Genomic DNA, 22,563 nt, shown 5'->3' with positions numbered 1-22,563 from the left:
GCTAATTTTTGTCATCGGCTGATTCAGACACGAGGACTTCATGAAAAACAATAACTATCAACAACTCACCCGCACCTTCCAGCGCCTCTCCCGCTTCTCGCACCTCTCCTCCATCGCCAGCTGGGACATGTTCACCATGATGCCGCCAGGCGGCAGCGCCGCGCGCGGTGAAGCGCTGGCGGAGATGAGCGTCCTGCAACATCAGATCCTGACCGATAAAAAAGTGGGTGAATGGCTGGCGGCGGCGGCAGACGAAGATCTGAATGACGTTGAGCAAGCCAACCTGCGTGAAATGACACGCCACTACCAGCAGGCCACTTTACTGCCGGAATCGCTGGTGGAGGCCAAATCGCTGGCGGGCAGCAGGTGTGAACACGCGTGGCGCACTCAGCGTCCGGCCAACGACTGGCAGGGCTTTTCAGCCAACCTGAAAGAGGTGGTGAAACTCAGTCGTGAAGAGGCCCGCCTGCGCGCTGAGGCTAAAGGCTGCACGCCTTACGACGCGCTGCTGGATATCTTTGAACCCGACATGACCAGCGCTCGCCTGGATGTGCTGTTCGGCGATCTGAAGTCCTGGCTGCCGGAGCTGCTGGCAAAGGTTGTGGAAAAACAGGCTCAACGATCGTTCGTTCCGCCACAGGGTCCCTTCCCGACCGCCACGCAGCGCGAGCTGGGCCTGGAAGCGATGAAAATGCTTGGCTTCGATTTTAACGGCGGTCGTCTGGACGTTAGCGCCCACCCGTTCTGCGGCGGCGTGCCGGAAGATGTGCGTATCACCACGCGTTACGATGAAGATGAACTGCTCAGCGCGCTTTTCGGCGTGATCCACGAAACCGGACATGCCCGCTACGAGCAAAACCTTCCGCGAGCGTGGGCCGGCCAGCCCGTTGCGCTGGCGCGCTCTACGGCGATCCATGAATCCCAGAGCTTGTTCTTTGAAATGCAGCTGGGCCGCAGCGACGCTTTCCTGAAGCATCTGCTTCCGGCGGTTCATGCCCGTTTCGGTAGCCAGGCGGCATTCAGCGAAGAGAATTTTATTGCCTGGAACCAGCGCGTGAAGCCGGGCTACATCCGCGTTGATGCGGATGAAGTGAGCTATCCGGCGCATGTGGTGCTGCGCTATGAGATCGAGCGCGCGCTAATCAATGGCGAAATTGAAGTCGATGATATTCCCGCGTTATGGGATGAGAAAATGCAGGCGTGGCTTGGGTTATCCACCAAAGATAACTACCGCAACGGCTGTATGCAGGATATCCACTGGACCGACGGCGGTTTTGGCTACTTCCCGTCTTACACGCTGGGGGCAATGTATGCGGCACAGCTGTTCCATGCCGCCAAAACTGCGCTGCCCGGGTTGCAGGCATCCATTGCCGGGGGCGATTTCTCGGCGCTGTTTGACTGGCTGCGTCAGAATATCTGGCAGCACGGCAGCCGTTTCAGCACGTCGCAGCTCATCACCCAGGCCACGGGTGAAGATCTGAATATCCGCTACTTCCGCGAACACCTGACGTCCCGCTACCTGTAACCGAACGCGCCGGGGGTCCACCCTGGCGTTGTACATATGGTTACACGCCGATACCAATCACTCACGGAAACCCCGAATTTACAGGGATATAGTTATTTCAACGGCCCCGCAGTGGGGTTAAATGAGAAACCAAATTCGAGGGTATGAAAATGAAAAAAGTATTAGCTCTGGTTGTTGCCGCTGCTATGGGTCTGTCTTCCGCTGCATTCGCGGCTGAAACTACCGCCACCGCAGCGCCTGCGGCATCCACCGCTGCTCCGGCCAAAACGGTTCACCATAAAAAACATCACAAAGCGGCTAAACCAGCGGCAGAACAGAAAGCGCAGGCCGCGAAAAAGCACCATAAAAAAGCGGCAAAACCTGCGGTAGAGCAGAAAGCCCAGGCGGCTAAAAAGCATCACAAAAAAGCAGCAAAACACGAAGCGGCTAAACCTGCTGCACAGCCAGCAGCGTAAGAGTACAAGCTTAACCGTGCCCTTCGGGGCACGTTGGTAAACCGGCGCTGAACGGGTTTGCGGTCAGCGCCGTTTTTTTATCCGGAGGGCGTATGCTGCGGCGCTATCGGTTTGAGTTCATTCTTATCCTGCTAATTTTATGCGCGCTCATCGCCAGCCACTTTTATCTTTCCTGAATGTAGCACGCTGATTTTACTCCCACTTTCTCGCCGTCGCGTCTATAGTATTTTCATAGGGTTCACTTTTAATAATCATAATTACCCCCACCAGAGTGTGATATGCGTAAATCTGTTGTGTTGTTACTGGGAACGTTTAGCCTTTTTGCTGGCTTTTCACATGCGGATGATGGCGACGATGACGCCATTAGCGCCAAAGAGGTAAAGACGCTGTTTTTTGGTCATGACGATCGTACGCGTGTCACCGATCCTACCGAATCGCCCTGGGATGCCATCGGGCAACTGGAAACCGCCAGCGGCAATTTATGTACCGCGACCCTCATTACGCCACGCCTTGCGCTGACGGCGGGTCATTGCCTGTTAATGCCGCCTGAAGGCAAACCGGATAAAGCAATCGCCCTGCGCTTTGTGTCGCAAAAAGGAATATGGCGCTACGAAATTCACGGTATTGAGGGGCGGGTGGATCCGTCGCTTGGCAAACGCCTTAAACCGGATGGCGATGGCTGGATTGTGCCGCCCGGGGCGGCCTCCTGGGATTTCGGGCTGATCGTTTTACGTTATCCGCCGTCCGGGATCACCCCGCTGCCGCTCTTTGATGGCGATAAGGCCGCGCTCACCGCCGCCCTGAAAGCCGCCGATCGAAAAGTGACGCAATCAGGTTATCCTGTTGATCACCTCGATTCGCTGTACACCCATACGGACTGCGTGGTGACGGGTTGGGCGCAAAACAGCGTACTGTCGCATCAGTGCGATACGCTACCGGGTGATAGCGGATCGCCCCTGATGTTAAAAACCGATAACGGCTGGCAGCTGATTGGCGTTCAGAGTTCTGCGCCAGCGGCGAAAGACCGCTGGCGCGCCGATAACCGGGCGTTGTCGGTGACCGGTTTTCGCGACCGGCTGGAAGCCCTGGCGCAGCAGTAGGTCACTCAGGCCAGTTTAATCATGATCATGCCGGCGAGCAGTAATACCAGCCCTATCCAGCCTTTATTGTTTAAACGCTGCCCGAACATAATCCAGCCTGCCGCCAGGGTGGCGGCAATACCGAAGCCCCCCCACAGCGCATAGGCCACGGACAGATCGATGCCTTTCACCGCCTGCGACAGGGCGCTAAACGCCCCCAGAACCGCGGCAATCGATAACAGGCCGTAGGCTTTGCGACGAAAACCGTCGGAGAACTTCAGAAAGACGTTGGCAATAATTTCCAGAACGATGGCGAAAGCCAGCCAGGCCGCGTGGATCCATTCAAACTGCTGCATGGGTCTGCTCCTTCTGCTGTTTTGCCGGTTTGCGTGTACCCGATTTAATCAGCACGATACCTGCGACCAGGGTCGTCAGCCCGGCAATTTTCATTGTCGTCAGGGTTTCATCAAATAACATGACGCTAAACAGCGTAATCAATAAAATACCAATACCTTCCCACAATGCGTATGCCACGCCCAGCGCGATTTTTTTAACCGCAAAAGAGAGGAAAATATAGGAAAGCGTAATCATGACCAGCATCAAAATAAAACCGGTGCTGCCCTCACTCACGCTTGCCCATTTCATCGACAAGGTGCCGGTAATTTCAGCGACGATCGCCAGAGCTAATAAAATCCAGTAAAACATGTTTTTTCTCCTGCTTGAGAATATAATCCATCGAGGCTCGCTGCGGACAGCAAACCAAAAAATTGGGAATTAAATCAGTTAGCTAAGCGCATAGCGCCAGCTCAGGCAGAAGACGTGACTATAGCGCGGAACGCCAGTGTTGCTCACCAGAAAGCAGGCAGAGGGAGGTAGAAAACAGAGCAGAGTTGTTTGAAAAATACGTCCTGAACAAATTGTCCATAAAATTACAATTATCCGCGGTGTTGCTTCTCGTCTTTGCGGATGAAAATTGTCCTCGGTAGTTGAACACGCCTGATTTGTATCATAAGCCAGGAATTTACTCAAAGCCTTTTCATTTCTTTACCCAGTCTGTTTGATTTTGGTTAGTTTTTTTAATCCGCTTTCCCCTCTATTATAAATAAAAAACTGTTCAGGAACGTCCATGGCCAAACCTATTATCACCCTCAACGGGCTTAAGATCGTCATCATGCTGGGCATGCTGGTGATCATTCTGACCGGTGTTCGTTTTGCGGCCGATATCATCGTGCCTTTTATCCTGGCGCTTTTTATCGCGGTGATCCTCAATCCGCTGGTGCAGCGAATGGTGCGGCTGCGCATCCCGCGTGTGCTGGCGATAAGCCTGCTTATCAGTATTATTATCGTTGCGATGGTGCTGTTAGTCGCCTATCTGGGAACCTCCCTGAACGAGCTGGCGCGGACGCTACCGACATACCGCTCTTCCCTGGCGACCCCGCTGCTGCAAATTGAACCCTGGCTGCAACGCGCGGGTATCGAAGTCTCGGTTGAGGAACTGCTTAAATACATCGATCCGAATGCCGCCATGACGATTGTCACCAGCCTGCTGGCACAACTCTCCAACGCCATGACCTCGATTTTCCTGCTGTTCCTGACGGTTGTGTTTATGCTGCTGGAAGTTCCACAGCTGCCTGCAAAGCTCCAGCACATCATGGTGCGTCCGGTAGAGGGAATGGGCGCCATTCAGCGCGCGCTCGACAGCGTTTCACGCTATCTGGTGCTGAAAACGGCCATCAGCCTGGTGACGGGATTAGTGGTCTGGGGGATGCTCGCCGCGCTGGATGTGCGTTTTGCCTTTGTCTGGGGGCTGCTGGCCTTTGCGCTCAACTATATTCCTAACATCGGCTCCGTGCTGGCGGCGATCCCCCCTATCCTTCAGGTGCTGGTTTTCAGCGGTTTGTATGATGCCCTGATTCTGCTGGCAGGCTATCTGGTGATTAACCTTGTCTTCGGGAACATTCTCGAACCACGAATAATGGGACGCGGGCTGGGGCTTTCAACCCTTGTTGTGTTCCTGTCCCTGATTTTCTGGGGCTGGCTGCTCGGGCCTGTCGGCATGCTGCTCTCCGTTCCGCTGACAATTATTGTCAAAATTGGCCTGGAGCAGACCGCCGGTGGACAAAGTATCGCTGTACTGCTGAGCGACATGAGCCATAAGGCCGATTAATTGTCCATCGACAGCATAGGCTTACCCGTTCTTCCCGCTTCGCGATAGTTGCCCACTGCCCGCTGCCATTCCGACAGCGGGTAGAGGGTGACATCGCTGCACTGGCTGGCGCGCAGTTTAGGCCAGATGCGCCGAAACTCCGCCTGCCACGCCTCAGCGCTCAGCGCGTCCAGATAGTTACGAATGTGAAACCACGCCACGCGCGGCAACGGCCGCTGCTGCCGGAAGGTCTGCCCGGAGAGTAGCCCGTAGCAGACAAAGGTGCCGGTTTCGGGCATCACGCTCAGGATCGTCTCCGCCAGACTGCCGCCCGTGGCGTCGTACACCACCTCCGCTTGCGCGGCGGCAGCGTTGACGGCGGCCGTATCATGTTGCGCAATCGGGACGATCCCCATTTCAGCCAGACGTTGAGCGTGCACGGGCGAACGATGGATCCCGTAAACCGCCTCCGCACCCGCCTGGCGTGCCCATTGCCCGAGCAGAACGGCGCAGTCAGAACCGGCAGCGGTGAGCAGCACCGTTTTCCCGACCGGAGGATAGCGGTCCAGCATCATCTGTGCGGCAAGCGGGTTGATATACGCCCGCGCGGCAAGTAGCGAGTCGACGTCGTCCGGGACGGGAACCGCATACGCCGCCGGGCAGTCGACATAGCGCTGCCAGGTTCCCTGCCCCCGTAACGGCAGGACCCGCTTGCCCAGCAGCGCCGGATAAGCGGCGGGCGTTTCGGTCACTATTCCGACCCCTTCATAACCGGCTATCGCAGGCAGCGGCGTGCGATGGCGATATGCTCCGGTGATGGGGATGAGATCGGAGGCGTTCACCGGGGAAAAAAGCATGCGCACACGTATCTCTCCCGGCTGTCGCGGCGACAATGGTGTGGTTTCCGCTTGCAGTACCGATTCAGGCTCACCAAACCGGCGATACCAGAGAGCCAGATTAAGCATTGCGATCGCGCCATCCCATTTCCGGTGCGACATGTTTCAGGATGGACTCGATCACATGTGCGTTGTATTCCACGCCCAGCTGATTCGGCACGGTAAGTAACAGCGTATCCGCTTCCGCGATCGCTTCATCCTTTTTCAACTGTTCAATCAGCTTGTCTGGCTCTGCGGCATAGCTGCGTCCGAAAATGGCCCGCGTTTTCTCATCCAGATAGCCCACGCTGTCGCTCTCATTGCGGCTTGAGCCGAAATACATCCGGTCGCGATCGTCCATCAGGGCAAAAATACTGCGGCTGACCGAAACGCGTGGCTGACGGGTATGCCCTGCCTCAGCCCAGGCCTGTCGGTAGGCACGGATCTGTTTTGCCTGCTGAATATGGAACGGCTCGCCGGTTTCATCATCTTTCAGCGTTGAGCTTTGCAGGTTCATCCCCAGTGTTGCCGCCCATACTGCCGTTGCATTAGAGCCAGCCCCCCACCAGATACGATCGCGTAAGCCTTCTGAATGCGGCTCCAGACGCAACAATCCCGGCGGGTTTGGGAACATCGGCTGTGGGTTAGGCTTTGCAAACCCTTCACCGCGTAATACGTCAAGCAGTACCTCAGTGTGGCGGCGCGCCATATCAGATTCGTTTTCCCCTTCCTGCGGCACGTAACCAAAATAACGCCAGCCATCAATCACTTGCTCCGGCGAACCCCGGCTGATACCAAGCTGTAATCGCCCGCCGGAGATGAGATCTGCCGCGCCAGCATCTTCCGCCATATACAGCGGATTTTCATACCGCATGTCGATCACGCCCGTCCCGATTTCAATGCGTTTGGTTTTCGCGCCTATTGCAGCCAGCAAGGGGAATGGCGAACTGAGCTGGCGGGCAAAGTGATGCACACGGAAATAAGCCCCGTCCGCGCCCAGCTCTTCGGCGGCGACCGCCAGATCGATGGACTGTAGCAGCGTGTCAGCCGCGGTTCGCGTGCCGGACTGGGGTGACGGCGTCCAGTGACCAAACGACAAAAATCCGATCTTTTTCATAGTGGAGTATCCTGATAAAGCATTGCGTTATCCCTACTCTACGCATTAACGGATGAGAATAAATGGTGATTATTTAACGGAATGCTTCAAATAAACTGACAGAAATACGCAAATCGCACGCTGCCTTCCCGCAGAGGAGGCATTCTCCTGACATCTCATAATGGGATATAGTGTGAATTATTCTCTTTTTAACAGGTAACATCCGCAATGGCTCTGATCCCCAAAAACTACGCACGGCTGGAAAGCGGCTACCGTGAAAAAGCGCTAAAAATCTACCCCTGGGTTTGTGGACGCTGCTCGCGTGAGTTTGTTTATTCAAATCTTCGTGAACTCACGGTTCACCATATCGACCACGATCACACCAATAACCCGGAAGATGGCAGTAACTGGGAGCTGTTGTGCCTGTTTTGTCACGATCACGAACACTCAAAGTACACCGAAGCGGATCAGTATGGCACCACCGTTGTCGCGGGTGAGGATGCGCAAAAAGACGTGGGTGTCGCCACGTTTAACCCCTTTGCCGATCTCAAGGCGATGATGAACAAGAAGAAGTAATATCGACGGCTTCACTGCCCATACCTGTCGTATGGGCACTTATATTCCTTAAACATTTCATTAAATACCCTTTCCGCCAGATTTGCCTCGCCGCCATTCTGAACATAACCCTCTCCCTCCTGCACCCGTACGACGTCACTCCTCGTTCCCCCTTGATCTTTGCTATCAACATACAATACTGTATATAAATACAGTCTTAATTAACGGTGATCATAATGCAGTTTTTCACCCCTCCTGGCGATACCAGAGCGAGCTGACCATGTTTGCACTGTGTGATGTGAACGCTTTCTATGCTTCCTGTGAAACGGTTTTTCGCCCGGACCTGAAGGGACGACCGGTGGTCGTGTTGTCCAATAACGATGGGTGCGTCATCTCTCGCTCCGCTGAAGCCAAACCCTTTGTGAAAATGGGTGAACCGTACTTCAAACAGAAAGATCTCTTCAGGCATCATGGCGTGGTTTGTTTCAGCAGTAATTATGAACTTTACGCGGATATGTCCAACCGGGTAATGAACACGCTTGAAGAGATGTCGCCTCGTAGCGAAATATACTCAATTGATGAGATCTTTTGCGATCTTACCGGCGTGCGTAATTGTCGCGATCTTTCCGACTTTGGGCATGAAATGAGAGCGACCGTACTGCAACGCACCCATCTGACCGTCGGAGTGGGCATCGCACCCACAAAGACGCTGGCGAAACTGGCAAATCACGCGGCGAAACGCTGGCAGCGCCAGACGGGAGGCGTTGTTGATTTATCCAATGTGGATCGTCAGAGAAAGCTGATGGCGGCGCTACCCGTCGAAGACGTTTGGGGTGTAGGACGTCGCATAGCGAAGAAGCTTGAGATGATGGGGATTAAGACCGTCCTGCAACTGGCAGACACCGATATCCGGTTCATAAGAAAACATTTCAATGTCGTGCTGGAGAGAACGGTGCGTGAATTACGGGGGGAACCGTGTCTTGAACTGGAAGAGTTTGCCCCGGTAAAGCAAGAAATCGTCTGTTCGCGCTCGTTTGGCGAACGCCTCACCGAATATGACGATGTACGCCAGGCCATCTGTAGTTATGCCGCCCGGGCAGCAGAAAAACTTCGCAATGAGCATCAGCATTGCCGCTTTATCTCCGTATTTGTTAAAACCTCGCCCTTCGCGCTTAACGAGCCATATTATGGCAATAGCGCGTCGGTAAAACTGCTCACCCCAACCCAGGATAGCCGGGATATTATCGGCGCATCAGTTCGTTGTCTGGATGCGGTCTGGAAGAACGGCCATCGGTACCAGAAAGCCGGAGTGATGCTGGGAGATTTTTATAGCCAGGGCGTCGCGCAACTTAATCTGTTTGACGACAACGCACCCAGGAAAAACAGCCAAAAGTTAATGGATGTATTAGACCATCTGAATGCTGAAAATGGCCGTGGCACGCTTTACTTCGCGGGACAGGGTATTCAGCAGCCGTGGCAGATGAAACGGGAAATGCTTTCACCCCGCTACACCACCCGCTTTGAGGATCTCCTCACTGTTAAGTGATATTAACAATTGCTGCTAAGTTGTAATTTTCCCCTTGCCGGACCGGACAAATCGGTTATCGTGCCAGGCAACTTTCGCAGCAATAAAAGACAGTGGGATGCGCTATGGCGATTTTTGATGGTCACAATGACCTGTTGCTTAATTTATGGCTTCACCATCGCCAGGATCCGGTAACGGCCTTCTTCTCCGGCATTGAGAACGGACACCTCGATTATCCGCGCATGCAGCAAGGCGGATTTTCCGGCGGGCTGTTCGCGCTGTTCGTGCCGCCGCAGGAGTATATCGCCCGCATGGCGCCACAATACGCCAGCGAGCCGTGGCAGCCGGTCGACATTCTCTGGCAGCAGCTGACGATCCTTAAGCAGCTTGTCGCCCACTCCGATGGCCGGGCGCGATTGTGCCTGAGCGCGGCGGATATCGAACGCTGCCGTCAGGATAAAGTGCTGGCGATGGTGGCGCATATTGAGGGCGCGGGCGGTTTTGACGGCGAGGGAGACGATCTACAGGCTTTCTATGCCGCCGGGGTGCGCAGCATTGGGCCTTTCTGGAACATTGCTAACCGTTTCGGCACCGGCGTTAACGGGGCGTTTCCCGGCAGCCCGGACAGCGGCCCAGGGCTTACCGCTGAGGGTATCGCCCTCATTAAGCACGCTAACGTCCTGAACATGCTGATTGATGTTTCGCATATGAATGAAAAAGCGTTCTGGGATACCGCTCGTCATTCCTCTTCACCACTGGTCGCCACCCATTCCAACGCCCATACGCTGTGCCCGCAACCGCGCAATCTGACCGATCGGCAGCTACTGGCTATCCGCGACAGCGGCGGCGTGGCAGGCGTCAATTTCGGCAACGCGTTTTTGCGCGCCGACGGTAAACGCGATAGCGATACCCCGCTGAGCACAATCGTTCGTCATATCGACTATCTTATTAACATCATGGGTGACGATCATGTCGCGCTGGGCTCCGATTTTGACGGCATTACGTTGCCTGATGACTTACACGATGTGAGTGGTTTACCGCGGCTAATCAGCGCATTGCGTGACAGCGGCTATGATCAATTTGTGCTGAATAAGCTGCTGTGGGGCAACTGGCAAAAGGTATTGCAAAATGTTTGGCAACAATAGGTTACGTTGTAAACATTAAGTTAATTCCTTACATCTTTCGGGTTGAGCTTTGCCCTCCTGTGACGCATTATTTGATGACCATCACAAAACTGGCACAAACAATGGCGTTAGTGCTGCATTTTTAAAGAGGAAAAAACGATGTGGAAGAAACCTGCTTTTATTGATTTACGTCTTGGCCTGGAAGTGACCCTGTACATTTCCAACCGCTAATCGCTCTGCCCGCCATCCGTGCGGGCATTTTTGTTTGACTACCTGGCCCATCTTCATGTTTATAAAAGTCCTCGGTTCCGCCGCTGGCGGTGGTTTCCCCCAGTGGAACTGTAACTGCGCCAACTGTCAGGGTTTGCGCGACGGTACCCTTCAGGCGACCCCTCGCACCCAGTCGTCGATCATCGTCAGCGATAACGGCAAAGAGTGGGTGCTGTGTAACGCCTCCCCCGATATCAGCCAGCAGATTGCCCATACGCCAGAACTGAATAAGAAAGAGGTTCTGCGCGGCACGCATATTGGCGGCGTTATTCTCACCGATAGCCAGATTGACCACACCACCGGGCTGCTCAGCCTGCGCGAGGGCTGCCCGCATCAGGTATGGTGTACGCCGGAGGTGCATGAAGATCTTTCCAGCGGATTCCCGATTTTTACCATGCTCCGGCACTGGAACGGCGGCCTGATTCATCACCCGATCGCGCCGCTCACCGCCTTTAGCGTGGAAGCCTGCCCTGATTTGCAGTTTACCGCTGTCCCCATCGCCAGTAACGCACCGCCCTATTCGCCGTGGCGCGACCGCCCGCTGCCGGGGCATAACGTGGCGCTGTTTATCGAAAACCGCCGCAACGGTCAGACGCTGTTCTACGCACCGGGTCTCGGTGAACCCGATGACACCATCCTGCCGTGGCTTAAAAAAGCGGACTGTCTGCTGATTGACGGTACCGTCTGGCAGGACGATGAACTCCAGGCCACCGGCGTCGGGCGCAATACCGGCCGCGACATGGGCCATCTGGCGCTCGGCGATGAACACGGCATGATGGCGCTGCTGGCCTCGCTGCCGGCAAAGCGCAAGATTCTGATCCACATTAATAACACCAACCCGATCCTTAACGAGCAGTCGCCGCAGCGTCACGCCCTTGCGCAGCAGGGAATAGAAGTGAGCTGGGACGGGATGAACATCACGCTTCAGGACTAACTATGCACATTCGCGAAACGCTCTCACCGCAAGAGTTTGAGCACGCCCTCCGGGCGAAAGGCGCCTACTATCATATTCACCATCCGTACCATATCGCGATGCATAACGGCGAGGCCAGCCGCGAGCAGATCCAGGGCTGGGTGGCGAACCGGTTTTACTACCAGACGACGATCCCGCTGAAAGACGCGGCAATTATGGCGAACTGCCCGGATCCGCACACGCGTCGCAAATGGGTGCAGCGGATCCTCGATCACGACGGCAGCAACGGTCATGACGGCGGTATCGAAGCCTGGCTACAGCTGGGCGAAGCCGTGGGGCTCAGCCGCGAGGACTTAATCAGCGAACGCCACGTGTTGCCCGGCGTCCGTTTCGCCGTCGACGCTTACGTTAACTTCGCCCGCCGCGCCAACTGGCAGGAGGCGGCATGCAGCTCGCTCACCGAACTGTTCGCCCCGCAAATCCATCAGTCGCGTCTCGACAGCTGGCCACAGCACTACCCATGGATCAAAGAGGAAGGCTATTTTTATTTCCGCAGCCGCCTCAGCCAGGCCAGCCGCGACGTTGAACACGGTCTGGAGCTGGCGAAGCGTTACTGCGATAGCGCGGAAAAGCAGAATCGGATGCTGGAGATCCTTCAGTTCAAACTCGATATCCTGTGGTCGATGCTCGACGCGATGACCATGGCCTACGCGCTACAGCGTCCGCCTTATCACACGGTCACCGACAAAGCGGCCTGGCACACAACCCGACTGGTATAAGCATGCAAAAAAACTCCATCGTCGCCTTTCGTCGCGGCTATCGCCTGCAATGGGAAGCCGCTCAGGACAGCCATGTCATCCTCTATCCGGAAGGCATGGCTAAACTCAATGAGACCGCGGCCGCGATCCTCGAACTGGTCGATGGCCAACGCGACGCGGCGGCCATCATTGCCATACTCAACGAACGGTTCCCGGAAGCCGGCGGCGTGGATGACGACGTCGTAGAATTCCTGCAAATCGCTTATCAACAGAAGTGGATTATTTTCCGTGAGCCAGAATAAACCCGCCGTCAATCCACCGCTGTGGCTGCTGGCGGAGCTGACCTATCGCTGTCCGCTACAGTGTCCTTACTGCTCTAACCCGCTGGACTTCGCCCGGCAGGATCAGGAGCTGACCACCGAACAGTGGATTGAGGTTTTCCGCCAGGCGCGGGCGATGGGCAGCGTGCAGATAGGTTTTTCCGGCGGCGAACCGTTGACGCGTAAAGATCTGCCGGAGCTGATCCGCGCCGCCCGCGATCTCGGTTTTTATACCAACCTGATCACCTCGGGAATTGGCCTGACGGAAAGCAAACTCGACGCGTTCAGCGAGGCCGGTCTGGACCATATCCAGATTAGCTTCCAGGCCAGCGATGAAGTGCTCAACGCTGCGCTGGCGGGGAATAAAAAAGCCTTCCAGCAGAAGCTGGCCATGGCCAGAGCGGTCAAAGCCCGTGATTACCCGATGGTGCTGAATTTCGTCCTGCACCGGCATAATATCGATCAGATCGATAAAATCATCGAGCTGTGCATCGAACTGGACGCCGACGACGTCGAACTTGCCACCTGCCAGTTCTACGGTTGGGCGTTCCTTAACCGTCAGGGGCTTCTGCCGACGCGGGAACAGATTGCCCGCGCGGAACGCGTGGTTGCCGAATATCGGCAAAAAATGGCCGCCAGCGGCAATCTGACCAACCTGCTGTTCGTCACCCCCGATTATTACGAAGAGCGACCAAAAGGCTGTATGGGCGGCTGGGGGTCGATTTTTCTCAGCGTGACCCCGGAAGGCACGGCGCTGCCCTGCCACAGCGCGCGCCAGCTGCCGGTGGATTTCCCGTCGGTGCTTGAGCAGAGCCTGGAATCCATCTGGTATGACTCTTTCGGCTTCAACCGCTATCGCGGGTTTGACTGGATGCCAGAGCCGTGCCGCTCCTGCGATGAAAAGGAGAAGGACTTCGGCGGCTGCCGCTGCCAGGCCTTTATGCTCACAGGGAATGCGGATAACGCCGATCCGGTGTGCAGCAAATCGCCGCATCATCATAAAATCCTCGAGGCGCGCCGCGAAGCAACCTGTAGTGATATGAAGATCGGTCAGCTTCAGTTCCGCAACCGTACCCGTTCTCAGCTTATCTATAAAACCCGGGAACTGTAACGATAATGACCACCCGCATCGTGGAACTGGCAGGCGGTTTGCGCGCAACGCTGGTGCATCAGCCGCAGGCGACACGCGCGGCGGCGCTGGCGCGCGTGAGTGCCGGAAGCCATCACGAACCACCGCGCTTCGCCGGTCTTGCGCATTTGCTTGAGCACCTGCTGTTCCGCGGTAGCCAGCGCTATCAGGGCGATGATCGACTCATGGCCTGGGTCCAGCGCCAGGGCGGCAGCGTCAATGCCACCACGCTGGCTCGCCACAGCGCTTTTTTCTTCGACGTTGCCGCCGATAACCTGTCCTACGGCGTCGCGCGGCTGCGGGATATGTTGCAGGCGCCGCTGCTTTCACCGCATGACATACAGCGCGAAGTGGCTGTCATTGATGCGGAAAACCGGCTCATCCAGCAACATGATTCCGCCAGGCGCGAAACGGCGGCGCGCCACGCGATGGAAGAACCTGCGGTTTTTCACCGTTTTCAGGTGGGTAGCAAGGAGTCTCTCGGGCAGGACCCGGGATCGCTGCAAGCCGCGTTGCGCGACTTTCATCGTCGCTATTATGTAGCCGGGCACCTGCAATTGTGGCTGCAAGGGCCGCAAACGCTGGATGTCCTGGCCGAGCTTGCCCATACGTTTGCGTCAGGTTTTGCGTCAGGAGGCATGCCTGAAACCGCTCCCCCGTTGCGTCTTAGCGCTGAAGCAGATTATCAGCTGGCGGTGACGGAGCGACCCGCACTGTGGCGTTGTCCGTTAATCCGAAAAAGTGACAACGTCACTTTATTTCGGGAGTTTTTACTGGACGACGCCCCCGGAAGCCTGATTGCCGGGCTACGGGCGCGCGGGCTGGCAGAAGAGGTAGCCCTGAACTGGCTTTATCAGGATGACGATTACGGCTGGCTGGCGCTAACGGTTGATAGCGAACGGCCCGAAGACATTGACCCGCATATTACCCACTGGCTACGGGCGCTACAGCAAACGACGGATGAGCAGCAGCGGCATTATTATCGGCTGGCACAGCAGCGTTTCAGCGCCCTGCCGACGCTGGAGCAGCTGCGCCAGCGGGCATTTGGTTTTGCGCCCGGCGCGGCGCCCGTAGGTTTTTCCGCCTTCTGTGCTGACTTACTGGCGGCGCCAGTCTCGTATCTGGCCTGCAAAAAAATGGAAACCGCTGAAATTATTGCCAGCCAGGGTTTTACCCTGCCGCTTAGCCATTGGCGTCGCCAGCCGGTTGCAGATGATAGCCCCATCGCGTTTTCCTTCTACCCGCAGACTGCCAGGTATGCTGCGCCAGCCCCGACGTCAGAAGCCGCTCCACTGCTGCATTTGTCGGCGCAGACACAACCGCCGACGCTGATCCTGCGCAGGCCTTTTTATTCGCGCGTGGACAGGTCTCAGGGGGTGGCGATGGGCAAACAGTTACGCCCTCTTCTTGCTGAACTGCGCCATATCGACGGCAGCGGCGAGTGGCAAACGGTTGACGGTAGCTGGCAGCTCACCCTGCGGCTTCCTGACGCCATGGTGACGGCGGAACCCATCATCGGGGCGATAATCGATCGCCTCTCCCACCCCGCACCTGCTATTACGCCAGCGCCAGAAGGCATTGCCATCCGTGAGCTGCTTCAGCAATTGCCTGAACGTCTGGCATCGGACCCGCCACGGGACGGCTGGCTGGCGGCGTTAGTTGGCGGCAGCGCCGGACACGCGCACGGGTTAGCCCGGCAGCTTGGCCTGCTCCGGGTGCCGGTTAACGCTAAGCCGTTGCCGTTAAGCGGTTGTCCCGGCGGGATCGAACACATCCCGCACGCCAGCGCGGATTCGGCGCTGCTGGTGTTTATTCCCCTGCCGCCGGGCGCGTCGCTCGCCGCGCTGCGGCTGCTGGCGTTATGCTGCGAACCGCAATTTTTCCAGCGCCTGCGCGTGGAACAGCAGATTGGCTACGTGGTCAGCTGTCGTTATCAGCGTATTGCCGATCGCGATGGCCTGTTGCTGGCGTTACAGTCGCCTGACCGTTCTCCCGTGAACCTGTTGGGTTGCTGCAAACGATTTTTGCGTGAGCTGACGCCGTGCGATGAGGCAGCGTTCAGCATGTTGCGACAGCAGCTGGCGACGCAGATCCGCTCACCGATGGATGCCAGCGCCACGGCAGTGGCCGCCCTGCGCCAGCGCTATGGTTTGCCGGTGTTAACGCCGCAGGCTATTGATGCCCTGCAACCTGACGAGATAGTCGCGCTATGGCGCGAGATGACTCGCCGTCGCCGACGCTGGCGGGTGCTTTTCACGGGCTGACCGGAACCGGCGCTTTCTTCCTGTGCGTAGTTTTTAGTCAAAAAAAAGCCCCGTACTACGACGGGGCCGGGCTGCTTATTTCGCTGTTATTTATCCAGCGCGTAGGCAATCACGTAGTCACCACGATCCGGCGACTGGCGTGCACCGCCGGCAGAGATCAGAATGTACTGTTTGCCGGTTTTCGGTGATACATAGCTGACAGGTCCGCCCTGGCTACCCACCGGGAGACGCGCTTTCCACACTTCTTCCCCCGTGGAGGAATCAAAGGCGCGCAGGTAGTAATCCTGGGTTCCCGCAATGAAGACCAGACCGCCCTGCGTGGCCAGCGTACCGCCCAGCGTCGGCATACCGACAGGCATTGGCATGCGCATTTTTATCCCAAACGGACCGGTATCCTGAACGGTACCGACCGGCACCTGCCAGACGATTTTCTGCGTTTTCAGGTCAATTGCGGAGAGGGAGCCAAACGGTGGTTTCTGGCACGGAATGCCCAGCGGTGACATGAAACGGTTTTTGTTGACCGAATACGGCGTTCCTTTCATCGGAACGGCGCCCATCCCGGCGTTCACGGCTTCACCGCCCGTGTTTGCCACCGCGCTCTGCGGATCTTGTTTAATCAGCTGGACCCACAGACCCAGACGCATGTCGTTGACGAAGATGTACTGGTTGTTCGGATCGGTGGACAAGCTGCCCCAGTTCATTCCCCCCAGCGAGCCCGGGAAGCTCAGGGAAATATCGGTTCCCGGCATCGTGTACAGACCGTCATAACGCATTGATTTGAAGCTGATACGGCAGGCCAGCTGGTCAAACGGCGTCGCCCCCCACATATCCGATTCTTTCAGGGTTTCCGCGCCAATCTGCGGCATTCCCACAGAGCGCGGCTGCGTTGCCGGGTACTGTTCACGTGGAATATCCGCTGGTTTTACCGGAACCTCTTTCACTTCAGTGAGCGGTTTACCCGTCAGGCGATCAAGAACGTAAATTTGCCCCGCTTTGGTGCCCACCACCACCGCGGGCTTGTTGCCCTCTTTCGTCGGGAAATCAACCAGGCTCGGCTGCATCGGGATATCGAAATCCCAGAGGTCGTTATGAACGGTCTGGTATACCCACTTCTCTTTCCCGGTAGTCGCATCCAGCGCGAGGATTGAGGTGGCGTATTTGTGATCTTCCGGAATACGGTCAGCGCCCCACAGGTCGACAGAGGAACTTCCCATCGGGATAAACACGGTATTCATCGACGCATCCCAGGACATAGGGGCCCAGGAGTTTGCAGAGCTACGTTTGTAGTGTTCACCCGGCTTCAGAACATAGTTCGGATCCGGATTACGCGGGTCGAACGCCCAGCGCAGCTGGCCGGTGATCACGTCATAACCACGTATAACGCCTCCCGGCATATCGGTGCTGACGTTATCCGCAACGCGGCCGCCAACGACAACCGTCGTACCCGCCAGCGTCGGGGCCGACGTCAGCACGTAGGTGGGATCTGACGCGTCGCCCATCCCTTCATGCAGGTTAACGCTGCCGTTAGTACCGAAGTCCGGGCAGAACTTGCCGTTATCGGCGTCTAACGCGATCAGCTTACCGTCGATGGTGTTCATCAGGATACGACGCTGGCATGCAGCGCCCGGTGCCACCTGCGCTGGCAGAACCGGCGTGGAGCCGGCTACCGTTGGCTGCGCCAGCGGTTTGGTGGCATCAAAGTACGCCAGACCACGGCAGCGCATCCAGATTGCAGACCTGGCGTTGATTTCCGCTTTCCAGATCTCTTTCCCGCTATCGGCATCCACGGCGATCACGTTGTTATGCGGCGTACAGAGGAAGACACGATCGCCAACCTGTAGCGGCGTTTGCTGATCTTCTGCGCCATTGCCGTCCGGACTTTCCGGTACGTCACCGGTATGGTAGGTCCAGACCGGTTTCAGGTTTTTCACGTTGTCACGGGTTATCTGGTCCAGCGCCACAAAGCGACTACCGCCAGCCGTATTACCGTAGTGATCCCAGTTCTGCTGTTTCGCATCATCTTTTACCGGCACCAGCGGGCGTTTTTCACCGCTAAACGGCACGGTCGGATGGGGTTGAAACATCTGAACAAAGGTGACGCCCATGGCGACAATAAGGACCGCGCAGACCCCCAGGGCCCCTTTTACGCAGGACGGTTTTCCTTCACGTTTACGCAATGCAGGCCAGGTGGCGGCTGCCAGCACCATCAGCCCGGCGGGTACCATTAAACGGGAAACCAGCGGCCAGAAGTCGAGCCCGGCATCGAAAAATGCCCAAATCAGGGTACCAAGAAACACCAGGGCAAACAGCCCCACGGCAGAGGACTTGCGGCGGAAGAACTGAATCGCAGAGAGCAGAGTGATAACCCCGGCGATGAGAAAATACCAACTCCCCCCCAGGGAAACCAGTTTAAAACCGCCGATGGCAAAAAAGAGCCCCGTTACAAGAAGTATCACACCCACCAGCAGGCACCACGGGCCTAACCAGCCGGATGGGCGGGGATTATTGTCTGACATAAAAATGAATCTCCTGATTACTTTATAACAGCAGGGTTTTATTGACTGCCACGATGCTAAAACCCTGCATAACATCGATTGTTCGTGTGCGAATCATAAGTTAAAATTATAATGTAGACAAAATGTATTCTGTCGGAAGAAAAGAAAACTCACTAAAGTGCAGGAACATAACAAAATAAAAAAATGGGATATCACTCTGTAATTCGCCAATACCAGAATATTTGACCAGTCAGTTCCGGCTTATGCGATGAATATCAGGTTTGCTGACAAGACAGCCCGGATAACGTAAGATTTTTGCATGATGAGAATTAACTTATTGCCTATTAATTAAGCTTCACAAACACGATCAGCTCGCGGATTTCACGATATACGTCACTACACCAAAGATATCGAGCGTATCGTCGCTGCCGACAATAATCGGTGAATAGGCGCTATTCATGGGGTTGAGTTGAATATTGGGACGCAACTGGAGGCGCTTCACGGTAAATTCGCCCTCTACCGCCGCAATCACGATATCGCCATGCTCAGGCTTGCGGGAACTGTCCACCACCAGCAAATCACCGTTATTAATCCCCCCTTCTATCATCGAGTCACCGGCGGCTTTGACAAAGTAAGTGGAGCTGGGATGGGCGACTAATAACTCGTTTAAATCGATACGCCGCTCTACATAATCCGCTGCCGGGCTGGGGAAGCCGCACTGTACTAAGTCGCTGAAAAGTGGAATAGCAACGATTTCACGCAACTCTGCGGGTCTGAAAAAGATCATGATAAATACCTCCATACTGTTTTTATATACAGTAGTTTTAACTGAGGTATCGATCAAGCCATGTCAGCGTAAGCGGCTGGCTACGCCTTAACCGCTTCGCTTATAACCCCCTATAGCAATGAAGATTATTTGCTTTGTAAATTTTTACGTATGAGCAAGCTTAACGCGTCATAAAACATCACTATCAAATCACTTACTAATGACTTCTAAATACACAAATGACAAATCAGCATCACTGCATAATCACTATCCGTTGACTTTCTATTTAGACTGGCGCATATTTTACAGCACAAATTAACAAGACAATTTTTGGAGGACGTTTTCTATGCCCGCCCGTGATTATCCCGATAAGCGTGTTGCTCGCGGTGTCGCAAAGGAGGCCGAACTCAGGATGTTAAGCGCGCGCATCGATCCTGCGCTGATGGAGTACATCCGCATTACTGCGTATGAAACACGGAAAAGTAAGCAAGAAATCGTGGCGGAAGCATTAGCGCTTCACCGCCAAAAAAGTCAGATTGGATCATAAACAGCAAAAGCCCGAAAAATCCTCCGGGCTTTTGCTGCCATCGGGATTACCCCACCAGCGAATTTAACGTCTCCAGCGCCTCAGGCGGCAATACCAGATCGGCTGCCGCCAGGTTTTCACGCAGATGCGCCACCGACGAGGTTCCCGGGATCAAGAGGATATTTGGCGAGCGTTGCAGCAGCCATGCCAGCGCCACCTGCATCGGCGTCGCGCCCAGTGAATCCGCCACCGCCTGTAGTCCGGAAGATTGCAGTGGCGTGAAACCTCCCAGCGGGAAGAACGGCACCCAGGCAATCCCCTGCTGCGCCAGCGAATCGACCAGCGCATCGTCACCGCGATTCACAACGTTGTACATGTTCTGTACACACACCACGGAAACCATCTTCTGCGCTTCAGCGACCTGCGAAGCGGTGACGTTGCTCAGCCCAATATGGCGAACCAGCCCCTGCTGTTGCAGCTCCGCAAGGGTGCTCAGCGGCGCGGCAATCGAGCCTTCCGCCGGTCCGTGGGTGCTAAACATGATCCGCAGGTTAACCACGTCCAGCACATCCCGCTTCAGGTTACGCAGGTTGTCATGCACCGCCTGCGTCAGCTCCTGCGCGGAAAACGCCGGCAGCCAGGAGGCATCCTCGCCGCGTCGGGCTCCGATCTTGGTCACAATCGTAAGGTCGTCCCGGTACGGATGAAGCGCCTCGCAGATAAGCTGGTTGGTCACATGAGGTCCGTAAAAATCGCTGGTATCAATGTGATTCACACCCGACGCCACCGCTTCACGCAGCACCGCCAGCGCCGCATTTTTGTCTTTTGGCGGACCAAAAACGCCAGGCCCGGCAAGCTGCATCGCGCCATAGCCAAATCGTTTAACCGTACGCGTTCCGAGCGTGAACGTTCCGCTTTTATCTATGCTGCTCATGCTGACCTTCCTCATAAAAAATGATCCGGATTTACAACAGGTTCCGCAACGAAACCATTAGTTAAGCAATAGTAAAATTAAAGTTTAAATTCGCTACGACGATAGTATTGATGTAACCCTGCCTCTTCTCTTACGGATGACCGCCATGCTGAAAAATCTGCACGTGATTACCGGTATTATCTTTGCCCTCACCATATTCTGTCTGCTGCAAGTTGTCACGGGAGGGTTGTTCTACTCTGCCGTTAACAACGATCGTCACAACTTTCAGAACTCCGGGTTACTCAATGCCCAACAGGAGAGCCTGAGCGACAGCGTGAACACGCTGGTGAAAACGCGCGTTACCGTCACCCGCGTGGCGATCCGCTACCTGAAAAACCAGCGCGATCCGGCCTCTCTCGCAGCAATCAACACGCTGTTGGGCACCGCGAACGGTTCGCTGACCAAAGCCGAAGACTATTACAAAAACTGGCAGGCGATTTCGCAGGTGAAGGGCCAGAATGCCGCGCTCACCGAAGAGATGCAGAAAGCCTGGAAGCAAATGCACGAGGTGATGCGCTTGTCCATTGAGTATCTGCGCGCCGATAACTATCAGGCCTATGGCGACCTGGACGCCCAGCAGGCGCAGGATGAGATGGAGGCGGTCTATACCCGCTGGCGCGCTGAAAACAACGTGCTGCTGAAAGCCGCCGCCGAAGAGAATCAGAGCAGCTTTACCCAGATGCAGTGGACGCTGGCGGCGATCTTCCTGACTGTGATCGCCGTGCTGGTGGTGATCTGGCAGGGTTTACAGCACCTGCTCCTGAAACCGCTCAACGCCATCATGAACCATATTCGCACCATCGCGAGCGGCGATCTGACGCAAAATGTCGCGATTACCGGGCGCAACGAGATGGGCCAGCTGGCTGCTGGTCTGCACGAGATGCAGCAGTCGCTGGTGAGCACCGTCAGCGCCGTGCGCGGCAGCACAGATTCTATCTACACGGGCGCAGGAGAAATTGCCGCCGGGAGTAACGACCTTTCCGCGCGAACCGAGCAGCAGGCAGCCTCGCTGGAAGAGACCGCCGCCAGTATGGAAGAGCTGACTGCCACGGTGAAACAGAACTCGGATAACGCCCGTCAGGCGACGCTGCTGGCGAAGAATGCGTCTGAAACCGCCGCTCGCGGCGGTCAGGTGGTGGATAACGTGGTGCGTACCATGAATGACATTGCCGACAGTTCTCAGCAAATTGCGCATATCACCGGCGTTATCGATAGCATTGCCTTCCAGACCAACATTCTGGCGCTCAACGCGGCGGTTGAAGCCGCCCGTGCCGGGGAACAAGGTCGCGGCTTTGCGGTCGTGGCAGGTGAAGTACGGACGCTGGCCAGCCGCAGCGCGCAGGCGGCAAAAGAGATCAAAGGGCTTATCGAGAACTCTGTCAGCCGGGTGAATACCGGCTCGGAACAGGTGAGCGAGGCGGGTGCGACCATGAAAGAGATCGTCGCGGCCGTGACGCGCGTGACCGATATTATGGCTGAGATTTCCTCGGCGTCTGACGAGCAGAGCCGCGGTATAGAGCAGGTCAGCCTGGCGGTCTCGCAGATGGACAGCGTCACGCAGCAAAACGCCGCGCTGGTACAGGAGTCGGCAACGGCGGCGGCAGCGCTGGAAGATCAGTCTGAACAGCTGCGTCAGGCCGTGGCGGCATTCCGGCTGAACGCTCAGGCATCGCTGGCGGCTCGCCCTAAAAACGTGAAAACGCCCGTACTGCTGCGCCCGTCAGCGGCAGGCGCGAATACAGCTGACGCGAACTGGGAAACCTTCTGAG

22 protein-coding genes are annotated in these 22,563 nt (G+C 56.1%); 15 read left to right on the top strand and 7 right to left on the bottom strand.

Going from position 1 to position 22,563, the window contains the following annotated elements:
• The first annotated feature begins 40 nt into the window (after positions 1-40).
• The 3 genes from FZF21_RS09830 (at position 41) to FZF21_RS09815 (ending at position 3,080) form a co-directional block, all read left to right on the top strand.
• Positions 41-1,525, top strand: a complete 1,485-nt coding sequence (locus FZF21_RS09830) for a carboxypeptidase M32 (protein WP_015570631.1) — start codon at positions 41-43, stop codon at positions 1,523-1,525.
• Between the two features lie 149 nt (positions 1,526-1,674).
• Positions 1,675-1,980, top strand: coding sequence for an acid resistance repetitive basic protein Asr (gene asr, locus FZF21_RS09825; protein ID WP_003857459.1), 306 nt, complete (start codon positions 1,675-1,677; stop codon positions 1,978-1,980).
• A gap of 278 nt (positions 1,981-2,258) precedes the next feature.
• The gene (locus FZF21_RS09815) at positions 2,259-3,080 is read left to right on the top strand and encodes a serine protease (protein ID WP_003857461.1); all 822 of its coding nucleotides are present in this window, start codon (positions 2,259-2,261) and stop codon (positions 3,078-3,080) included.
• 5 nt (positions 3,081-3,085) lie between these two features.
• Here the strand turns inward: FZF21_RS09815 and mdtI are convergent, their stop codons facing one another.
• On the bottom strand, positions 3,086-3,415 hold the full coding sequence (gene mdtI / locus FZF21_RS09810) for a multidrug/spermidine efflux SMR transporter subunit MdtI (RefSeq protein WP_003857463.1): 330 nt from the start codon (positions 3,413-3,415) through the stop codon (positions 3,086-3,088).
• Complete coding sequence (mdtJ, locus tag FZF21_RS09805; RefSeq protein WP_017384557.1) at positions 3,402-3,764, bottom strand: multidrug/spermidine efflux SMR transporter subunit MdtJ; 363 nt, start codon at positions 3,762-3,764, stop codon at positions 3,402-3,404. The genes mdtI and mdtJ overlap by 14 nt, the downstream gene beginning before the upstream one ends.
• Positions 3,765-4,185: 421 nt before the next feature.
• On the opposite strand from mdtJ, the gene FZF21_RS09800 reads away from it, so the two are divergent.
• Positions 4,186-5,226: an AI-2E family transporter gene (locus FZF21_RS09800; RefSeq protein WP_003857467.1), complete on the top strand. Its 1,041-nt coding sequence runs from the start codon at positions 4,186-4,188 to the stop codon at positions 5,224-5,226.
• Here the strand turns inward: FZF21_RS09800 and FZF21_RS09795 are convergent.
• A complete protein-coding gene (locus FZF21_RS09795) occupies positions 5,223-6,170 on the bottom strand; it encodes a zinc-dependent alcohol dehydrogenase family protein (RefSeq protein WP_039270868.1) in 948 nt (315 codons plus the stop codon). The two genes, FZF21_RS09800 and FZF21_RS09795, sit on opposite strands and share 4 nt — an antisense overlap.
• A complete protein-coding gene (locus FZF21_RS09790) occupies positions 6,163-7,197 on the bottom strand; it encodes an LLM class flavin-dependent oxidoreductase (RefSeq protein WP_017384559.1) in 1,035 nt (344 codons plus the stop codon). Before FZF21_RS09790 ends, FZF21_RS09795 begins: the two co-directional genes overlap by 8 nt.
• Positions 7,198-7,404: 207 nt before the next feature.
• On the opposite strand from FZF21_RS09790, the gene yajD reads away from it, so the two are divergent.
• From yajD to pqqF, 9 genes are all read left to right on the top strand, one after another.
• Positions 7,405-7,752 carry an HNH nuclease YajD gene (yajD, locus tag FZF21_RS09785; RefSeq protein WP_006808895.1) on the top strand — a complete coding sequence of 116 codons (348 nt, stop codon included), beginning with the start codon at positions 7,405-7,407 and terminating at the stop codon, positions 7,750-7,752.
• A 259-nt stretch (positions 7,753-8,011) separates the two neighbouring features.
• Positions 8,012-9,277: a Y-family DNA polymerase gene (locus FZF21_RS09780; RefSeq protein ID WP_017384561.1), complete on the top strand. Its 1,266-nt coding sequence runs from the start codon at positions 8,012-8,014 to the stop codon at positions 9,275-9,277.
• A 104-nt stretch (positions 9,278-9,381) separates the two neighbouring features.
• Positions 9,382-10,401, top strand: a complete 1,020-nt coding sequence (locus FZF21_RS09775; protein ID WP_032671088.1) for a dipeptidase — start codon at positions 9,382-9,384, stop codon at positions 10,399-10,401.
• 138 nt (positions 10,402-10,539) lie between these two features.
• Complete coding sequence (gene pqqA, locus FZF21_RS09770) at positions 10,540-10,611, top strand: pyrroloquinoline quinone precursor peptide PqqA (RefSeq protein WP_002905689.1); 72 nt, start codon at positions 10,540-10,542, stop codon at positions 10,609-10,611.
• A gap of 55 nt (positions 10,612-10,666) precedes the next feature.
• Positions 10,667-11,584 (top strand): pyrroloquinoline quinone biosynthesis protein PqqB, encoded by a 918-nt coding sequence (pqqB, locus tag FZF21_RS09765; RefSeq protein ID WP_032671087.1) that lies wholly within the window; start codon positions 10,667-10,669, stop codon positions 11,582-11,584.
• Between the two features lie 2 nt (positions 11,585-11,586).
• On the top strand, positions 11,587-12,342 hold the full coding sequence (gene pqqC / locus FZF21_RS09760) for a pyrroloquinoline-quinone synthase PqqC (RefSeq protein WP_003857506.1): 756 nt from the start codon (positions 11,587-11,589) through the stop codon (positions 12,340-12,342).
• Positions 12,343-12,344: 2 nt separating this feature from the next.
• The gene (pqqD, locus tag FZF21_RS09755; protein WP_003857508.1) at positions 12,345-12,623 is read left to right on the top strand and encodes a pyrroloquinoline quinone biosynthesis peptide chaperone PqqD; all 279 of its coding nucleotides are present in this window, start codon (positions 12,345-12,347) and stop codon (positions 12,621-12,623) included.
• Entirely contained in the window at positions 12,610-13,752 is a 1,143-nt protein-coding gene (gene pqqE / locus FZF21_RS09750) for a pyrroloquinoline quinone biosynthesis protein PqqE (RefSeq protein ID WP_058700318.1), read from the top strand. Before pqqD ends, pqqE begins: the two co-directional genes overlap by 14 nt.
• A gap of 5 nt (positions 13,753-13,757) precedes the next feature.
• Positions 13,758-16,034, top strand: coding sequence for a pyrroloquinoline quinone biosynthesis protein PqqF (gene pqqF, locus FZF21_RS09745; RefSeq protein WP_058700319.1), 2,277 nt, complete (start codon positions 13,758-13,760; stop codon positions 16,032-16,034).
• An 86-nt stretch (positions 16,035-16,120) separates the two neighbouring features.
• On the opposite strand, the gene FZF21_RS09740 is transcribed toward pqqF, so the two are convergent.
• Positions 16,121-18,550, bottom strand: coding sequence for a glucose/quinate/shikimate family membrane-bound PQQ-dependent dehydrogenase (locus FZF21_RS09740; protein ID WP_033487076.1), 2,430 nt, complete (start codon positions 18,548-18,550; stop codon positions 16,121-16,123).
• 346 nt (positions 18,551-18,896) lie between these two features.
• On the bottom strand, positions 18,897-19,316 hold the full coding sequence (locus FZF21_RS09735) for a translesion error-prone DNA polymerase V autoproteolytic subunit (RefSeq protein WP_003857514.1): 420 nt from the start codon (positions 19,314-19,316) through the stop codon (positions 18,897-18,899).
• 325 nt (positions 19,317-19,641) lie between these two features.
• Here FZF21_RS09735 and FZF21_RS09730 point away from each other — a divergent pair, with 325 nt between their 5' ends.
• Positions 19,642-19,842 carry a hypothetical protein gene (locus tag FZF21_RS09730; protein WP_032670025.1) on the top strand — a complete coding sequence of 67 codons (201 nt, stop codon included), beginning with the start codon at positions 19,642-19,644 and terminating at the stop codon, positions 19,840-19,842.
• 46 nt (positions 19,843-19,888) lie between these two features.
• On the opposite strand, the gene FZF21_RS09725 is transcribed toward FZF21_RS09730, so the two are convergent.
• Positions 19,889-20,755 (bottom strand): aldo/keto reductase family oxidoreductase, encoded by an 867-nt coding sequence (locus tag FZF21_RS09725; RefSeq protein ID WP_023296516.1) that lies wholly within the window; start codon positions 20,753-20,755, stop codon positions 19,889-19,891.
• A gap of 145 nt (positions 20,756-20,900) precedes the next feature.
• On the opposite strand from FZF21_RS09725, the gene FZF21_RS09720 reads away from it, so the two are divergent.
• Positions 20,901-22,562 carry a methyl-accepting chemotaxis protein gene (locus tag FZF21_RS09720; RefSeq protein WP_017384568.1) on the top strand — a complete coding sequence of 554 codons (1,662 nt, stop codon included), beginning with the start codon at positions 20,901-20,903 and terminating at the stop codon, positions 22,560-22,562.
• Position 22,563: the final 1 nt, after the last annotated feature.

This window comes from Enterobacter sp. LU1 (genome assembly GCF_008271405.2).
In the GTDB taxonomy this organism is placed as follows: Bacteria; Pseudomonadota; Gammaproteobacteria; order Enterobacterales; family Enterobacteriaceae; genus Enterobacter; species Enterobacter hormaechei_C.
Note: the sequence above shows the minus strand (reverse complement) of the source record. Positions and strands in the feature narration are given on the sequence as shown.

Bases quoted from the DNA above. Each gene is read 5' to 3' on its own strand.
- FZF21_RS09830 (WP_015570631.1), top strand. From the start codon at position 41: ATGAAAAACAATAACTATCAACAACTCACCCGCACCTTCCAGCGCCTC.
- asr (WP_003857459.1), top strand. From the start codon at position 1,675: ATGAAAAAAGTATTAGCTCTGGTTGTTGCCGCTGCTATGGGTCTGTCT.
- FZF21_RS09815 (WP_003857461.1), top strand. From the start codon at position 2,259: ATGCGTAAATCTGTTGTGTTGTTACTGGGAACGTTTAGCCTTTTTGCT.
- mdtI (WP_003857463.1), bottom strand. From the start codon at position 3,415: ATGCAGCAGTTTGAATGGATCCACGCGGCCTGGCTGGCTTTCGCCATC.
- mdtJ (WP_017384557.1), bottom strand. From the start codon at position 3,764: ATGTTTTACTGGATTTTATTAGCTCTGGCGATCGTCGCTGAAATTACC.
- FZF21_RS09800 (WP_003857467.1), top strand. From the start codon at position 4,186: ATGGCCAAACCTATTATCACCCTCAACGGGCTTAAGATCGTCATCATG.
- FZF21_RS09795 (WP_039270868.1), bottom strand. From the start codon at position 6,170: ATGCTTAATCTGGCTCTCTGGTATCGCCGGTTTGGTGAGCCTGAATCG.
- FZF21_RS09790 (WP_017384559.1), bottom strand. From the start codon at position 7,197: ATGAAAAAGATCGGATTTTTGTCGTTTGGTCACTGGACGCCGTCACCC.
- yajD (WP_006808895.1), top strand. From the start codon at position 7,405: ATGGCTCTGATCCCCAAAAACTACGCACGGCTGGAAAGCGGCTACCGT.
- FZF21_RS09780 (WP_017384561.1), top strand. From the start codon at position 8,012: ATGTTTGCACTGTGTGATGTGAACGCTTTCTATGCTTCCTGTGAAACG.
- FZF21_RS09775 (WP_032671088.1), top strand. From the start codon at position 9,382: ATGGCGATTTTTGATGGTCACAATGACCTGTTGCTTAATTTATGGCTT.
- pqqB (WP_032671087.1), top strand. From the start codon at position 10,667: ATGTTTATAAAAGTCCTCGGTTCCGCCGCTGGCGGTGGTTTCCCCCAG.
- pqqC (WP_003857506.1), top strand. From the start codon at position 11,587: ATGCACATTCGCGAAACGCTCTCACCGCAAGAGTTTGAGCACGCCCTC.
- pqqD (WP_003857508.1), top strand. From the start codon at position 12,345: ATGCAAAAAAACTCCATCGTCGCCTTTCGTCGCGGCTATCGCCTGCAA.
- pqqF (WP_058700319.1), top strand. From the start codon at position 13,758: ATGACCACCCGCATCGTGGAACTGGCAGGCGGTTTGCGCGCAACGCTG.
- FZF21_RS09740 (WP_033487076.1), bottom strand. From the start codon at position 18,550: ATGTCAGACAATAATCCCCGCCCATCCGGCTGGTTAGGCCCGTGGTGC.
- FZF21_RS09735 (WP_003857514.1), bottom strand. From the start codon at position 19,316: ATGATCTTTTTCAGACCCGCAGAGTTGCGTGAAATCGTTGCTATTCCA.
- FZF21_RS09730 (WP_032670025.1), top strand. From the start codon at position 19,642: ATGCCCGCCCGTGATTATCCCGATAAGCGTGTTGCTCGCGGTGTCGCA.
- FZF21_RS09725 (WP_023296516.1), bottom strand. From the start codon at position 20,755: ATGAGCAGCATAGATAAAAGCGGAACGTTCACGCTCGGAACGCGTACG.
- FZF21_RS09720 (WP_017384568.1), top strand. From the start codon at position 20,901: ATGCTGAAAAATCTGCACGTGATTACCGGTATTATCTTTGCCCTCACC.